This is a genomic window from Streptomyces sp. NPDC098101, assembly GCF_044760185.1.
Lineage (GTDB): Bacteria > Actinomycetota > Actinomycetes > Streptomycetales > Streptomycetaceae > Streptomyces.
Window position 1 is genome coordinate 55,525 of the sequence record NZ_JBIWAS010000004.1, and the last position, 14,034, is coordinate 69,558.

General features: G+C 73.6%; 15 protein-coding genes. 6 read left to right on the plus strand and 9 right to left on the minus strand.

What is annotated here, in order from left to right; genetic code table 11:
• Positions 1-21 precede the first annotated feature (21 nt).
• Together zwf and ACIQVI_RS18870 are read right to left on the minus strand one after the other, a co-directional pair.
• The gene (zwf, locus tag ACIQVI_RS18865; RefSeq protein ID WP_403597022.1) at positions 22-1,452 is read right to left on the minus strand and encodes a glucose-6-phosphate dehydrogenase; all 1,431 of its coding nucleotides are present in this window, start codon (positions 1,450-1,452) and stop codon (positions 22-24) included.
• Positions 1,449-2,939, minus strand: coding sequence for a sugar porter family MFS transporter (locus ACIQVI_RS18870; protein ID WP_351969839.1), 1,491 nt, complete (start codon positions 2,937-2,939; stop codon positions 1,449-1,451). Before ACIQVI_RS18870 ends, zwf begins: the two co-directional genes overlap by 4 nt.
• Positions 2,940-3,147: 208 nt before the next feature.
• On the opposite strand from ACIQVI_RS18870, the gene ACIQVI_RS18875 reads away from it, so the two are divergent.
• Entirely contained in the window at positions 3,148-3,804 is a 657-nt protein-coding gene (locus ACIQVI_RS18875; RefSeq protein ID WP_403597026.1) for a hypothetical protein, read from the plus strand.
• Here the strand turns inward: ACIQVI_RS18875 and ACIQVI_RS18880 are convergent.
• From ACIQVI_RS18880 to ACIQVI_RS18890, 3 genes are all read right to left on the minus strand, one after another.
• Positions 3,801-4,154, minus strand: a complete 354-nt coding sequence (locus ACIQVI_RS18880) for a serine protease inhibitor (RefSeq protein ID WP_351969856.1) — start codon at positions 4,152-4,154, stop codon at positions 3,801-3,803. The two genes, ACIQVI_RS18875 and ACIQVI_RS18880, sit on opposite strands and share 4 nt — an antisense overlap.
• A gap of 110 nt (positions 4,155-4,264) precedes the next feature.
• Positions 4,265-5,284 (minus strand): metallophosphoesterase family protein, encoded by a 1,020-nt coding sequence (locus ACIQVI_RS18885; protein ID WP_403597029.1) that lies wholly within the window; start codon positions 5,282-5,284, stop codon positions 4,265-4,267.
• A 148-nt stretch (positions 5,285-5,432) separates the two neighbouring features.
• Positions 5,433-6,617, minus strand: a complete 1,185-nt coding sequence (locus ACIQVI_RS18890; RefSeq protein WP_403597032.1) for an MFS transporter — start codon at positions 6,615-6,617, stop codon at positions 5,433-5,435.
• A 56-nt stretch (positions 6,618-6,673) separates the two neighbouring features.
• Here ACIQVI_RS18890 and ACIQVI_RS18895 point away from each other — a divergent pair, with 56 nt between their 5' ends.
• Positions 6,674-7,255 (plus strand): CGNR zinc finger domain-containing protein, encoded by a 582-nt coding sequence (locus ACIQVI_RS18895; RefSeq protein WP_351969843.1) that lies wholly within the window; start codon positions 6,674-6,676, stop codon positions 7,253-7,255.
• Between the two features lie 43 nt (positions 7,256-7,298).
• On the opposite strand, the gene ACIQVI_RS18900 is transcribed toward ACIQVI_RS18895, so the two are convergent.
• Complete coding sequence (locus ACIQVI_RS18900; protein WP_403597035.1) at positions 7,299-7,571, minus strand: hypothetical protein; 273 nt, start codon at positions 7,569-7,571, stop codon at positions 7,299-7,301.
• An 84-nt stretch (positions 7,572-7,655) separates the two neighbouring features.
• Positions 7,656-8,573 (minus strand): LysR family transcriptional regulator, encoded by a 918-nt coding sequence (locus tag ACIQVI_RS18905; protein WP_351969857.1) that lies wholly within the window; start codon positions 8,571-8,573, stop codon positions 7,656-7,658.
• Between the two features lie 134 nt (positions 8,574-8,707).
• Here ACIQVI_RS18905 and ACIQVI_RS18910 point away from each other — a divergent pair, with 134 nt between their 5' ends.
• Both ACIQVI_RS18910 and ACIQVI_RS18915 read left to right on the plus strand, forming a co-directional pair.
• On the plus strand, positions 8,708-10,108 hold the full coding sequence (locus ACIQVI_RS18910; protein ID WP_403597039.1) for an MFS transporter: 1,401 nt from the start codon (positions 8,708-8,710) through the stop codon (positions 10,106-10,108).
• Between the two features lie 88 nt (positions 10,109-10,196).
• On the plus strand, positions 10,197-11,252 hold the full coding sequence (locus ACIQVI_RS18915; RefSeq protein ID WP_351969846.1) for a mechanosensitive ion channel domain-containing protein: 1,056 nt from the start codon (positions 10,197-10,199) through the stop codon (positions 11,250-11,252).
• 23 nt (positions 11,253-11,275) lie between these two features.
• Here ACIQVI_RS18915 and ACIQVI_RS18920 read toward each other — a convergent pair whose 3' ends face one another.
• Both ACIQVI_RS18920 and ACIQVI_RS18925 read right to left on the minus strand, forming a co-directional pair.
• Positions 11,276-11,983 carry a B3/4 domain-containing protein gene (locus ACIQVI_RS18920; protein WP_403597043.1) on the minus strand — a complete coding sequence of 236 codons (708 nt, stop codon included), beginning with the start codon at positions 11,981-11,983 and terminating at the stop codon, positions 11,276-11,278.
• Between the two features lie 150 nt (positions 11,984-12,133).
• Positions 12,134-12,970: an EamA family transporter gene (locus tag ACIQVI_RS18925; RefSeq protein ID WP_403597045.1), complete on the minus strand. Its 837-nt coding sequence runs from the start codon at positions 12,968-12,970 to the stop codon at positions 12,134-12,136.
• Positions 12,971-13,110: 140 nt separating this feature from the next.
• On the opposite strand from ACIQVI_RS18925, the gene ACIQVI_RS18930 reads away from it, so the two are divergent.
• Both ACIQVI_RS18930 and ACIQVI_RS18935 read left to right on the plus strand, forming a co-directional pair.
• Complete coding sequence (locus ACIQVI_RS18930; RefSeq protein ID WP_351969849.1) at positions 13,111-13,695, plus strand: XRE family transcriptional regulator; 585 nt, start codon at positions 13,111-13,113, stop codon at positions 13,693-13,695.
• Between the two features lie 45 nt (positions 13,696-13,740).
• The gene (locus ACIQVI_RS18935; protein ID WP_403597049.1) at positions 13,741-14,031 is read left to right on the plus strand and encodes a hypothetical protein; all 291 of its coding nucleotides are present in this window, start codon (positions 13,741-13,743) and stop codon (positions 14,029-14,031) included.
• The last annotated feature ends 3 nt before the right edge of the window (positions 14,032-14,034 follow it).

Below are 14,034 nucleotides of genomic sequence, written 5' to 3' on the forward strand. Positions count from 1 at the left end.
CGCCCGTGGGGTGGCGGTCCGTCAGCCGAGGTCCTCGAAGAGGCGTCGGCCCGGCTGGTGCCAGTGCGTCAGGTCGGGGAGCCGGTCGGCGGCTTCCGGGCCCCAGGTGCCGGGGGCGTACGGCAGGGGCGGCTCGGCGGGGTCGAGGACGGGCCCGACGATCCGCCAGCACTCCAGGATCGTGGGGAAGAAGGCGAAGGTCTCGGGGTCGCCGACGACGGCGCCCCGGAGGATGTTCTCGTACGGCAGTTCCTGCCGCCCGAGGACCTTCGCGAAGTCGACGCCGATGGGCACGGTCACCGGGCGTTCCACGCCCTCCTCGGGCTTGCGGAGCATCAGGTCGGCCCGGATGCCGGTGTCGCCGTCGATGCGGAAGCGGATGAGGTTGGGCGGGGTCTCCGTCGCGTCGCCGCCGAAGAGTTCGAGGGGCGGGGTGCGGAGCTGGACGATCACCTCGGTGGCGGTGACGGCCAGCGCCTTGCCGCTGCGCAGGTAGAAGGGGACGCCGGCCCAGCGCCAGTTGTCGATGAACAGGCGGGTGGCGAAGTACGTCTCGGTGGTGGAGTCCGGCTTGACGCCCTCGACGTCGAGGTAGCCCTCGTACTGGCCGCGGACGGTGGCGGCGGGCTCCATGGTGCGGGCGGCGTGCAGGACCCGCCACTTCTCCAGGCCCTGGGCGCGGGCGTTGGAGGCGCTGGGCGGGTCCATCGCGAGGAAGGCGAGGACCTGGAGCAGGTGGTTCTGGACGACGTCGCGCAGACAGCCCACGGCGTCGTAGAAGGAGCCGCGGTCGGCGACGTCGAAGTCCTCGGCGAGGGTGATCTGGACGTTGTCGACGTAGGCGCGGTGCCAGATCGGGGCGAGGAGGGTGTTGGCGAAGCGGGCGACCATCAGGCTCTCCACGGCGGCGTTGCCGAGGAAGTGGTCGACGCGCAGCAGGTGGTGGTCGTCGAAGCAGGTGCTCAGCTCCTCCTGGAGCGTGCGCGCGGAGTCCAGGTCGTGGCCGAACGGCTTCTCGACCACCAGGCGGGCGTCGCGGTTGAGGCCCGCTTCGGCGAGGGCGCGGGCGACGGTGGTGAACAGGGAGGGCGGGATCGCCAGGTAGTGGGTGACGAAGCCGTGTCCGGCGACGGCCTCGCGGAGCCGTTCGAAGGTGGCCTTGTCGGTGAAGTCCCCGGTGACGATGGACAGGTTCGCCGCGAGCCGGGCGAAGACCTGCTCGTCGAGGTCGGGGACGGCGGCGGCGACCGCCTCCCGGGCGTGCCGGCGCAGCGCCTCGTCGTCCCAGTCCCCGGCGGCCACGCCGATGACGGGGACGGTGAGCCGGTCGTCCTCGGTGAGCCGGTAGAGGGCGGGGAGCAGCATCTTCTTGGCGAGGTCGCCGGTGATGCCGAAGAGGACGAGGGCGTCGGCCGTTTCGAGGTCGTCGGGGCCGAGGAGGGTGTCGCTCATCGCGAGCGTCCTTTCTGCGGGGATGCCGTCTTCCGGGGGCCGCCGGGGCGGTCCGGGTGGTCGGGCTCGTGCTTGAAGCGGGCGTCGAGGGCCTCTTCGATCTGCTCGGGGTCGCGGCCGCGGGTCTCGGGCAGGTAGCGGCCGACGAAGAGGAACGCGAAGAGGCAGATTCCCGCGAAGATCCAGAAGGTCTCGCCCTGGCCGATGAGGTTGGCCAGGGGCAGGAAGGCGAGGCTGACGACGAAGTTGGACACCCAGTTGACGGCGGTGGAGAGGCTCGATCCCTCGGCCCGGACGGACGGCGGGAAGATCTCGCCGATCAGCGTCCAGAAGACGGGGCCGAGGCCGCCCGCGAAGGCGGCGATGTAGATCACCATGAACACCAGGGTCAGTTCCGAGTTCATGCCCACGACGAACGCGAGTCCCAGCATGAAGATCGAGACCGTCATCAGGCCGAGCGAGACGAGGACCATGGGCCGTCGTCCCACCCGGTCCACCAGTTTGATCGCCACCAGGGTCATGACGAGGTTGATGAGGCCGATGAAGACCGAGTAGAGGATGGCGTTGGAGGCGTCGAGGCCGGTCTGCTGGATGATGGTCGGCGCGTAGTAGATGATCGTGTTGATGCCGGCGAACTGCTGGACGGCGGCGAGGGTGAGTCCGACGATCAGGGCGGGCCGCACGTCGGGGGCCAGCAGCCGCCGGGTCCCCTTTCCGCCCGCCGCCTCGTTGCGCCTCTGCTTCTCGCGGTCCTCGGCCATGCGCTGCCGGGCCCTTCTGATCAGCTCGTCGGCGGTCGCCCCGTCGGTCAGGGCGGCGATGCCCCGGCGGGCCACGTCCTCCCGGCCGTGGGCGATCAGCCACTGCGGCGACTCGGGCAGCAGCCACAGCGTGGCGGCGATCATGAGCAGGGCGGGGACCGCGCCGACGGCGAACATCGCCCGCCAGGCCTCGCTGCTCGCGAAGGCGAGGTTGACGAGGTACGCGACGAGGATGCCGACCGTGATCATGAGCTGGTTCATGGTGAGCAGCCGGCCGCGGATCTTCGTCGGCGAGATCTCCGAGAGGTAGACCGGCACCGTGGCGGAGGCGGCGCCGACGGAGAGGCCGAGGACGATCCGGCCCGCCATGAGCGTCAGGTAGCCGTTCGCCAGGGCGGCGATCGCGGTGCCGACGACGAACACGACGCCGATGAGGCGCAGGGCCTTGCGCCGGCCGAACCGGTCGGCGAGGCGGCCCGCCGAGGTGGCGCCGACCACGGCGCCGATGAGCAGGACGCTGACCACGCTGCCCTGCTCGAAGGAGTTGAGGTCGAAGTCCTTCTTGATGTACAGCAGCGCGCCGGAGACGACGCCGGTGTCGAAGCCGAACAGGAAGCCGCCCAGCGCGATCGCGGCCGCCCAGAGGGTGATCTTCCTGATCCCCTCCGGCGCGACCTCGGTGAGCGGACCGTGGGTCCCCGGTTCCCTGGAGAAGCCCTGAACCATGCGACGCCCTCGTCTCCTCGATGACCGGTCGTCTCGGCGACCGTCTTCTCGATGTCGATGCGGTCATCGTCACCGGGCGGTGGCGGTGACGACATCTGTGCGGGCAATCGGGTGACGCGGAAGGGCGCCTCGCGTGTCGGTGGGTGGCCGTAGGTTGGGGGCCGATCCGGCACGGCCGGCCGCACGCGCGAACAGGACGATCCGCCTCATGGGAAACCCCTCCGCCGAGCACGGCGTACCGCTGACCGACCGTGTCATCGCCTCGGTGCGTGCCGATCCGGGGCGGCCGGTGCTGGACTACGCCGCGTGGGCGGGGCCCTGGCTGGCGGGGGCGGCCGAGCCGCTGGCCGACGACGTGCTCGCGGCGGCCGTCTTCCCCAGCGGGCGCCCGCTGCCGCCCAGTCTGCGCCGGTGGCTGGCGTTCGACAGCGGTCTGCTGCGCCGGTTCGGCTGGCTCGACCGGGAGTCGCGCTTCACCCCCCGGACGCTGGGGCGGATCGGCCGCGACGAGTTCGGCGACGGCTGGGGAGCGCCGTTCGAGGCGCTGTCGGAACGTTTCGGCGAGTGCTTCCTGCTCCCGGGCGGTTCCGACTCGCGCCGGGTCCTCGCCACGGGCGAGCCGGACGCGTACGGCGAGTACCCGGTGTTCGCGCTCGACGTGGACGATCTGCCGTGCGTCGAGCTGATGTACCCGGGCCTGGACGTCTATCTGGCGGAGACGGCGGGCCTCGTGGCACGGGCGGAGGGGGGCTACTCCTCGCTCGCCGCGGATCCCGTGTACGGCCCGCGGATGCGGACCCACGCGCGGAACGCCTTCGCGGGGCGGTTCCACGAGGAGTGCCTGGACTGGCCGGACGGTTCCTAGCCGACGGCGGGGACCCGGGTGACGAGGCCGAAGGCGTTGTGGACGATCCGCACGCGCTTCTCGTTGTACTCCATGGTGACCAGCGCGCCCTCGGGGACGTGCACGATCTCCAGGTCGGGCCGGTCCCGCAGGATCACCCGCTCGGCCCAGGCCTTCGGCAGTCCGAGGGTCTCGGGCCACTCGGTCCTCGTCCCGGCGGGGTCCGTCGTGCGGGCGGCGGGCGGGACGGCCGCGTCGAGGACGGCGGGGGCCACCGTGGCGGTGGCGTCGGCGGTGCCCGGGGCCGCGGTGGCGGCGGCCGGGGCGATCAGGGCGGTGGCGGAGGCGGCCGCGAGGGCCGCGAGGAGCATCTTCTTCACGTCCGGCAGAACGACGCGACGCTCCGGCGGTCACCGCGGACGGACTTTCGATCACCTGTACGGCCCACCCGGCGGCGGCTTCGCCGGGTGGGCCGGGGGCGTCAGATGCTCGTCGACAGCGGGACCGTGATCCGCTTCAGCCAGCGGCCGGCGGCGAAGTCGCGCGCCCGGACGACGACGCGGTCGTGGAAGACCTCGACCTGGAGTCCCTGGTTGAACGTGCCGGGGACGGAGACCTCGCCGCCCTTGCCGTCGTCGGTGTACCCGGTCTGCACGGCGCCCGTGTTGACGACGGAGAAGCCGTCGAGGTTGGCGGTGCCGGGGACCACCCTGCGGACGTACCAGTCCGACAGGGCGAGGTCCCAGTGGGTGTGCCCGCAGAAGAGGAAGACGTCGCGGTGGCGGCCGAGGATCCCGAGGAGCCGGTCCGCCTGGAGGTAGTCGCGGGAGTAGAGCCGGTTGTGGCTGCCGGAGACGGTGTTCGGCAGGGGGTGGTGGGTGACGACCATGACGGGCTTGCGGCGGCGCGCCCAGTACGCGAGGCGCTGTTCGAGCCAGGTGAGCTGCGCCTCGCTCAGCCACACCTCGTCCCAGAGCTTCGGGTCGTGGTAGTGCATGTACTTCTCGGTGCCGAGGCTCAGGACGGGAACGCCGCCGAAGGAGTGCTCGGCGTGCACCGTGCCCCGGCGGGCGAACCGGTAGAAGCCGCGGAACAGGGAGTCCTCGGTGGTGCCGTTGGGCCAGGTGTCCTGCGCGAGGGTCGACGGGTCGCGCCACTTGGGGACGTAGAACTCGTGGTTGCCGATGGCCCAGGCGACCGTACGGGCGTGGGGGTGGCGCGCGAGTTCGGCGGCGACCTCCGCGTACTCGGCGTCGTACCCGCGCGGGGTGATGTCCCCGGCGACGGCGAGCCCCGAACTCCGGGGGTTGGTCCGGTTCATGTCCTCCAGGGCCGTGCCGAGGTCCCGGAGGTCGCCCTGGATGTCGCTGATGACGTTGAAGACGGCGACGGGACGCCCGGGCCCGGTGTGCCCGGGAGACGCCGCGCCCGCCGGCACCTGGGAGGCGGCGACCGCGCCCACCGCCCCCGTCGCGACGGTGAGGAGAGACCTGCGATCCACAGAGGGTTCCTTTCGCTCGCGGCGACGCCGCGCTTCGGACCGGACCCGTTATGTGTACGCGATCTTGTTGGCCCGCCGTCCGGCTGCGGGTGTCCGCGGGGTGAACGCGTCCCTACGGAAACGGAGGCACCGGCGTCCGTTCGCGCGCTCACTCGGAGACCGTCCGGCCCCCGGGCGCGGGGACGGCGAAGAAGGCCAGGGCCGCGAGGGCCGCCGTGCCCGCCGCGAGCAGCAGGGCGCCCGGCAGGGATCCGCTCGCGACCGGTCCCGCGACCGCGGCCCCCAGGGCGAAGCCGGTGATCTTCAGGCTGGCACCGGTGGTGAAGACTTGGCTCCGCAGGTGTTCCGGCGCCTCCCGGTGGCGGACGGCGAACAGCCCGGTCAGTTGGGGGCCTTCGCCGATTCCGGCGACGAGGGCGGCCGCGACGAGGACGAACGGGTGGCCGGAGGCGGCCGAGGCCGAGGCCACGGCCTGGACGAGGGCGCCGGCCCAGAGGAGCGTGTCCGGGGCGATCGCGCGCGGGAAGCGGGCGAGGACGGCATGAGCCGCCAGGGCGGAGGCCGCCGTGCAGGAGAGCAGCATCGCGCCGTGCCCGGGCCCGCCCAGGACCCGCTCGCCCAGAAGGGGGAGACAGGCCGTCGACATGCCCTGGGCGGCGCAGGAGACGACCGAGGTCAGGGTCGCCCGGGCCAGGGCGGGTCTCCCCGCGGCGAGGTCGGCGGTCAGGGAGGTCACCGGGCCGCCCGGCACGGGGGTTCCCGGGAGCGGGTCGATCCGGACGGGCAGCGTCCACGCCGCCGGCAGGGCGAGGGCGATGAGCACCGTGGAGACCACCACGGCCGTCGGGGCGCCCAGCACCTCGGCCACGCCTCCGGCGAGGACCGGGCCCGCCAGTCCGGCCGCGCTGAACGTCATGGCGTCCAGCGCGTTCGCCCGGGCCAGGCGGTCCGCTCCGACGACAGCGGGCAGTTGGGCCGTCCACCCACCCGACAGGGCCGGTCCGAGCAGCCCCGTCAGCACGGCGAGGGCGAGGGTGAGTCCGAACGGCAGTCGGCCGAGTCCCATGAGGACCGCCGTCAGACCCGCCGCGTACAGGGCGAGGGCCACCGCGAGAAGACGGCCCGGCCGTCGCGCGCGGTCGAGGAAGGACCCGAGCACCGGGCCTCCCAGCACGGCGGAGACCGTGACGCCCGCGAGCAGGAGTGAGGCGTCGGCCGCCGATCCCGTCAGGGCGAATCCCGCCAGCATCAGCGCCGGCCCCGACATCTCGTCTCCCGTGCGGGCCACCGCCGCTCCGGTGAGGTGCAGGGGGAGGGAGTAACGCTTCTTCATCGGAAGGAAGTTACGGAGGTAACTCAAAAACTCGCAAGGTGCGTTACATTCTCCCGGTGTCCTCCCCCATCGACGACCGGTCCGGCCTCCACTCCGTACAGACCACCGCACGGCGGACCGCAGCCCTGGTCAACGTGCTCGCGGACGACTCCCCCGATCCGGCCGAGGTCGCCGGGGTGCTCCGCGCGTACGGCGAGGCGGAGCCCCTCGACCTCACCGCCCACGACGTCGCCGGGATGCGCGCGGCCGCCGCGCTGCTGCGGGACGTCTTCGCCGCCGAGCACATCGACGAGGCCGCCGCGGTCCTCAATCGCCTCCTGCGGGAGCACACGGGGCCCCTGCGGCTCTCCTCCCACGGCGGCGGCTTCCCCTGGCACCCCCATCTGGACGGCGACGACGACGCGCCCTGGGACGAGTGGCTGCTCGCCTCGTCGTGCATGGCCCTGGCCGTCCTCCTCTGGGACCGCCAGCGCCTGCCGGGCGGGATCTGCGCCGCGTCCGGCTGCCGGAACGTCTTCCTCGCCCAGGGCGCCGGGCAGGAGCGCCGCTACTGCTCCCGCCGGTGCGCGACCCGCGAGCGGGTCGCGGCCCACCGGCGCTCGCGCACCGCCGGTCGAGGGGACGGGAATGCGCGCTGACCCCCTTCGGCCGCGTCGCCGCGCCGACGCGTCGGCACCGCGGTCAGACCCGTTCGCGGGTGCGGTACCAGCGGATTCCCTTCACCGCGTAGAGGAGGGCCAGGGCAGCCAGGGCGCACAGCGCGAGAGGGAAGACGTCGAAGGCGATGCCGGCAAAGGCCGTCAGGCTGAAGGCCGCGTCGAGGAGGGTGAAGCGGGCTTCGGTGCGCGGGCCCGGCTCGGGGGCGCGCAGGCGGCGTATGACGGGGATGAGGGTGATGAGGTGCAGGACCGCCAGGGCGGCGAAGATCCAGCGGAACACGACGGGTACGTCCATGCGCCGAAATGTACGCCCGGGGGTGATCGGCCGAAGTGGACGGAGGGCTAACTCGGGTCCAACTCTCGGTGGAGCGGGGCATGTTCAGGCGGGGTCGGGGCCCAGTTCGCTCCTGACGACCTCGGCCACCAGGCCGCGCAGCCAGGTGTGGGCGGGGTCGGCCTCGTAGCGGGGGTGCCAGGCGAGGGAGAGGCGGAGGGCCGGCAGGTCGAGGGGGATCGGGAAGGTGGCCAGGCCGAAGCGGCGGGCCGTGGCCGAGTGGACGCGTTCCCCGAGGATGCCGACGAAGTCGGTGTCGAGCAGGGCGAGGAGGGCCGAGGCGAAGGTCGGGTAGACGGCCACGACCCTTCGCGTCAGGCCGTGCGCGGCCAGCGCCGTGTCGATCGGTCCGGTGAACCGGCCCCGGCGCGAGTGGTTGAGGTGGTCGGCGGCGGCGAACCCGGCGAGGGTGACCCCGCCGTCCAGGAGCGGGTGTCCGGCGCGGACGACACCCACGAAGCGCTCTTCCAGGAGCGGTTCGATCCGGGTCTCGGGGCCGGTTCCGGCGATGTTGCCGATCTCCAGGTCGGCCAGGTCCTCGCGGAGGAACTGCACGTCCTGCGGCCCCTCGCCCAGGAACCGGAGGGAGACGCCCGGCGCTTCGGCCCGCATCCGGGTCAGGAGCGGCGCGCCGAGGCGGACGACCAGGGACTCGTCCGCCTGGACGGTGAAGACCCGTTCGAGGCGGGCCGGGTCGACCTCGCCGGCCGGTGCGAAGACGGCGCGGGCCCGTACGACCAGTTCGTGGACCTCGGCCCGTACCGCCAGGGCACGCGGGGTGGGGACCATGGCCCGCCCGGAGCGGACCAGGACGGGATCGCCGAGGGCGCGCCGGATGCGGCCGAGGGTCCTGCTCATCGCGGGCGACGACAGGTTGAGCCGGTCGGCGGCGCCGCCGACGCTGCCCTCCTCCAGGAGGGCGTCCAGGGCGACCAGCAGGTTCAGATCCAGGTTCAGTTGCATCGTGTGCACTTATCTCTTCGCAAAGTTGCATTTGAAGGCAAGTCCGCTGCGACCCTACCGTGGCGGTGCGGTCGGCCGGCCCACTCCTTCGGTCTCTTCGAACGAAAGATCCCTCCCATGTCCCTGGATGAAGCATGACCCTGGACGAAGTGCGTTCCACGCCGCATACCGTCGGCCGCCGGGCCGTGTACGCCGTCATGGCGGCGTGCTCCGTGCTGGTGGTGTCGCTGGTGGCGGCGGTCAACCTCGCGATCCCGAAGCTGGCGGCGAGCGCCCTCGCGCCCTCCCCCGGCCAGTTGCTGTGGATCGTCGACACCTATGTGCTGGTGTTCGGCTGTCTGCTGATCCCCGCCGGGGCGCTCGGCGACCGGTACGGCCGCAAGGGCGCGCTGCTGACCGGTCTCGCGCTGGTCGCGGCCGGTGCCCTCGTCTCGGCGGCGGCCCCCGGCACGGCCGTCCTGATCGCCGGACGGGCCGTCACCGGCGTCGGGGCGGCGCTCGTCATGCCGGCCACCCTGTCGTTGATGCTGGAGGTGACCGAACCGGCCGGGCGGCCGCAGGCGGTCGCCGTCTGGACGGCCGCGACCGGCATCGCCGGTGTCGTCGGGAACGTCGGCGGGGGCCTGGCCCTCCAGTACCTGCCGTGGCAGGGCCTGTTCCTGACGGTCGCGCCGCTCGCCGCGGTCCTCGGCCTGCTGGCCGCCCGCTTCGCACCGCGCGGCGAGCGACGGCCCGCGGCACCGGACCCGGTCGGCTCGGCCCTGCTCGTCGCGGGCGTCGGAGCCCTGCTGTACGGGATCGTCGAAGGGCCCTCGTCGGGCTGGACGTCCGTGCGGGTGATCGGCGGGCTGCTGCTCTCGGCCGCCCTGCTCGCGCTGTTCACGGCGCGCTCGCTGCGCGCGGAGCGTCCGCTGCTCGATCCGCGCGTCTTCCGCGTCCGCAGGCTGCGGGCCGGTTCGCTCGGCGTCGGGGTCGCGTTCTTCGGCCTGTTCTCCCTCTTCTACGTCAACGCCCAGTACCTCCAATACGCCAAGGGGTACTCGCCGCTGGTCGCGGGCTGCGCGATCCTCCCCCTCGCGGTCGGCATGATGGCCGCCTCACGGCACAGCATCCGGCTGGCCGCCCGCTTCGGGGACGGCGTCGTCGCCGCCGGGCTCGCCGGGATCGTCATCGGGCTCGTCCTGATGTCCTTCGCCACCGCCTCCACCCCGTACGTCCTCTACGCGCTCTGCCTCGTGGTCCTCTCCCTGGGCATGGGCCTGTGCGTGCCCGTCCTGTCGGCCGCCGTCATGGCCTCGCTGCCGCAGGACCGGGCGGGTCTCGGTTCGGGCCTGAACGGCGCGACCCGCGAGATCGGCAGCGCGCTGGGCGTCGCCGTCATGGGGACGTCCCTGTCCTCCCACGGCTCGGAGGTCTTCTCCACCGCGATGTCCTTCGGCTTCCGCGTCGTCGCGGCCCTCGTCCTGGCCGGATCCCTCGTCGCCCTCGCGTGGTGGCGCGGCGGCGACGGGGCGCCGAAGGCCCGGGTGGGGTGACCCCGGGGGCGGCGGCGAGATGTTTGGGGCGCCGGTCGGCGGTCAGGCGTCCTCGACGAACCCGTCCGACTCATCCAGTGGGGAGCACATGGAGAGCGTTCTTCGCCTGGCGGCCTCCGTCGGCGGCTCGGCCCTCGTGGCGTTCGTCGTGGTCCGCGCGGCGGACCTGCTGGCGCGTCACGCGGACGCGCGGCACCACGAGACACCGCTGTGGGGGCTGCTGCGCCGCTGCCGTACGCCACTGTTCGTCGTCCTGCTGACCGCCCTGCTCCGCTGGACCTATCCGGCGTCGACCTTCACGGTGCTGGAGGAGCACGCCCGGCTGATCGACCACGTCCTGCTGTTGTGCCTGATAGGCGGCGGCGCCTGGCTGACGGTCCGGGCGGCCTCGGCCGTCGTCGAGTCCTCGTACGCGCGCTATGCCGGGCGTGCGCGGGACGCGGCGCGGCTGCGCCGGGTCCGTACCCAGGTCACGCTGATCATGCGGGTGGTGTCGGTCGCCGTCGGGGTCCTCGCGGGCGCCGCCGCCCTCGTCACCTTCCCCTCGTTCCGCACCCTCGGCACGTCCCTGCTCGCCTCGGCCGGAATCATCGGCATCGTGGCGGGCGTGGCCGCGCAGTCGACGCTCGGCAACCTCTTCGCCGGCTTCCAGATCGCCTTCGGCGACATGGTCCGCATCGGGGACACGGTCGTCGTCGACGGCGAGTGGGGGACGGTGGAGGAGGTGACGCTGACCTTCCTCACCGTCAGGACCTGGGACGAGCGCCGGGTCACCCTGCCCGTCTCGTACTTCACCTCCCGGCCGTTCGAGAACTGGTCGCGGGGCGGCGCCCAGATGACGGGGTCGGTCTTCGTCCACTGCGACCACTCGACGCCCGTCGCGCTGATGCGGGCGCACCTGCGCGCGTTCCTGGCCGGCTGCTCCAGCTGGGACGGGCGGGGCTGGGACCTCGCCGTCACCGACACGTCGCCGACCTCGATCACGGTCCGCGCGATCGTGACCGCCAAGGACGCCGACGACCTGTGGACGACCCGCTGCGCCGTACGGGAGGAGCTCGTGCGGTGGCTGGCCCGGGAGCACCCCGGCGCCCTGCCCCGGGTCGTCACCGCCCCCGCGCCCGGCGAGGCGGACGAGGCGGCCTGATCGGGCGGGCGTCCGGGCGGGGTTCAGACGGTGGCGTGGAGGCGGGCCGAGTCGAGGTGGTGGACCGCGGTCCGTTCCGCGTGCGGGGCGAGCAGGGCCCGCAGCTCGTCCGCCGCGCCGTCGAGGAGGCCGCCGTCGCGGTCGGCGCGGAGGGTCTCCAGGGCGAAGACGACCCGGACGGAGTCCTCGGTGACGCGGGTGCGGTGGGCGTCGCGGTGGTTCCAGTGGCGGGTGAGGATCCCGGCGGCGTCCGCGTAGACGATCTCGCCGGGCTTCGGGGTCTCGACGGCGTCGGGTTCGCCGAGCGGGGTGAAGGTCTCGGTGCCGTGGGCGGGGCGGATGTCGACGTCGCCGGTGACGCGGTCGAGGTCGAAGGCGCCGGCGGGCAGGCCGTGGCGGACGGAGACGGCGTTGTAGGAGTCGACGGCCGGGTTGACGCGCGGCAGGGTCCCCTTCTTGGCGAGGCGGCGGCCGAGCGCGTCGACGCTGGGGCGGACGCGGCGGGGGTTGGTGCCGAAGGAGCGGTACGCGGCGTGCCAGGCCTCGACGCGGGGGTCGGTCTCGTCGGCGGGGCTCCAGGTGCCGTCGGCGAGCCGCCGTTCGAGCTCCTCCACGGCGGCGGCGGTGCGGGGCCAGGGCTCGCGGCCGCGCAGGCCGGTGGCGGTGACCAGGGCGACGCGGGCGCCGGGGAAGGCGTCGGCGACGGCGGGGGCGAGGCGGAAGGTGACCATGGGGGCTCCGTTTCCTGCGGGGTCCGCGTGGGTGCGTACGGGGTTTCGTGCGGGGTTTCGTGCGGGGTCGATGCGACCCCGGGCCCTCAGGCGCCAGGGCTCGGTGCGGCCCGGGACCCTCAGGCGCCTGGGCTCGGTGCGGCCGGTTCCTCAGGCCAGGGCGAGGAGGCTGACGGCGGCGGCCGCCGTGCCGAGGCCGACGAGTTGGCCCCGGTGGACGCGTTCGGCGAGGACGCCTCGGGCGAGCAGCACCGTGCCGGCCGGGTAGAGGGCGGTGACCACGGCCACGACGGCGAGGTCCCCGCCGCGCACGGCGAGCAGGAACAGCAGGTTCGCCACCGAGTCGAGCACCCCGGCGGCGGCCGACACCGCGTACGCGGGCTTCTCGGGGCCCAGCCTGCGGTACGTCAGCCCCGCGGCGGCCAGGGTGACGGCCGAGGAGACCGCCCGGCCCACGATCAGCGGGGCCACCCCGCTGTCGGAGGGCGCCTGGTGGAGGAAGACCAGCTGCAGGGCGATGGCGGCGCCCGCGCCGAGGGCGAGGAGCAGGGCCGTACGGGAGGGGCGGGCGGATCCGGCGCCGTGCCCGGCGCTGACGAGCACCACGGCCACCAGGGCGAGCGGCAGGCCGAGGAGGCCGGCGGCCCCCAGGTGCTCGCCCTGGAGGAGGCCCACGCCGACCGGGAGGACGGCGGAGACCAAGGCGGTCACGGGCGACAGGACGTTCATCGGGCCGAGGGCCAGGGTCCGGTAGAGCAGCACGAAGGCGGCGGCCGAGGCGACGCCGGAGGCGGCTCCCCAGCCGAGGGCCCCGGCGTCGAACGAGGCGCCGAGGAACGGCCACAGCAGCAGCTCGACCGCGAGGGAGGCGGGGGCGGCGACCATCACGGTGCGCAGGACGTGGGCCTTGCGGGCTCCCAGGCCGCCGAGGAAGTCGGCGCAGCCGTAGGCGAGGGAGCTGCCCAGGGCCAGCAGCAGAGCGATCACGGAACATTCCTCACTGTTTCACTGGAACGACCGCACCGTACAACGAACCGACCGCCATGTGTCAACCGATCGACCGGGCGGTACATTCCAGTGATCCGCTCGCGGGAATCGGCCCGCGGGAAGCGAGAAGGGGGATCGAAGTGGCCGAGACAGAGGCGGCCCTGCGGACGCTCGCGCAGAACGTCAGGGCGGCGCGCGTCCGCGCGGGCCTGTCCCTCGACGAGCTCGGCCGGCGCGCCAAGGTCAGCAAGGGCGCCCTGGTGGGCCTGGAGAAGGCCCAGGGCAACCCCAACTTCGCCACCCTGGTCCGGCTGGCCGACACCCTCGGGGTCTCGGTGTCCGCCCTGCTGGAGGGCCCGGCGGAGGACCGCGTCCGCGTGGTGGACTCCGCCGGCGTCACGCCGCTGTGGACGGGTGCGGAGGGCGGCGAGGCCCGGCTCGTGCTGACGACCCCGGGCCCGGCGCCGGTCGAGGTCTGGCGCTGGAGGCTGGAACCGGGCGAGGAGTACTCCAGCCACCCCCACCAGGCCGGGGTCGTCGAGACCGTCAGCGTCACCTCGGGCCGGATGGTCCTGGTCGTCGACGGCGTCGAGCACCCGGTCGGGGCCGGCCGGACCGCCGTCTTCGACGGCGACACCGCCCACGCCTACCGGGGCGCCGGCACCGGGACCTGCCACCTGATCATGACCGTCCACCTGCCGCCGGGCCCGGTCTCCGCGTCCTGACCGGCGCCGAAGATGGGTGGTGACACCCATGACGGGAGGGGGCCGGTGGGCGAGGCTGTCCCGGTGCTCGTCCTCGTCGCCCTCGCGGGCATCGCCGTGTTCGGCTCGCTCGTCCTGTGCACCGTGACCGTCGCGCGGATGCGGGAGCTTCCGGCGTGGCGGCGCTTCCTGCCGCTGGCCCTCTTCCTGCTCGCCCTGGCCGCGAGCCTCCTGCGCTCCGTCGACGTCCGCGAGGTCGCGGACGCGGTCGCCTTCCCCCTCAACCTGGCGGCCGTCCTCCTGTCGGTGCGCGAGATCCGCGCCCGGCGGCTCAGGAACGCGGCCGGGGCCTCCTAGGCT

Coding starts and splice junctions, on each gene's coding strand:
- ACIQVI_RS18875 (WP_403597026.1), top strand. CDS start 3,148: ATGGGAAACCCCTCCGCCGAGCACGGCGTACCGCTGACCGACCGTGTC.
- ACIQVI_RS18910 (WP_403597039.1), top strand. CDS start 8,708: ATGACCCTGGACGAAGTGCGTTCCACGCCGCATACCGTCGGCCGCCGG.
- ACIQVI_RS18915 (WP_351969846.1), top strand. CDS start 10,197: ATGGAGAGCGTTCTTCGCCTGGCGGCCTCCGTCGGCGGCTCGGCCCTC.
- ACIQVI_RS18905 (WP_351969857.1), bottom strand. CDS start 8,573: ATGCAACTGAACCTGGATCTGAACCTGCTGGTCGCCCTGGACGCCCTC.
- ACIQVI_RS18890 (WP_403597032.1), bottom strand. CDS start 6,617: ATGAAGAAGCGTTACTCCCTCCCCCTGCACCTCACCGGAGCGGCGGTG.
- zwf (WP_403597022.1), bottom strand. CDS start 1,452: ATGAGCGACACCCTCCTCGGCCCCGACGACCTCGAAACGGCCGACGCC.
- ACIQVI_RS18920 (WP_403597043.1), bottom strand. CDS start 11,983: ATGGTCACCTTCCGCCTCGCCCCCGCCGTCGCCGACGCCTTCCCCGGC.
- ACIQVI_RS18870 (WP_351969839.1), bottom strand. CDS start 2,939: ATGGTTCAGGGCTTCTCCAGGGAACCGGGGACCCACGGTCCGCTCACC.
- ACIQVI_RS18880 (WP_351969856.1), bottom strand. CDS start 4,154: ATGCTCCTCGCGGCCCTCGCGGCCGCCTCCGCCACCGCCCTGATCGCC.
- ACIQVI_RS18900 (WP_403597035.1), bottom strand. CDS start 7,571: ATGGACGTACCCGTCGTGTTCCGCTGGATCTTCGCCGCCCTGGCGGTC.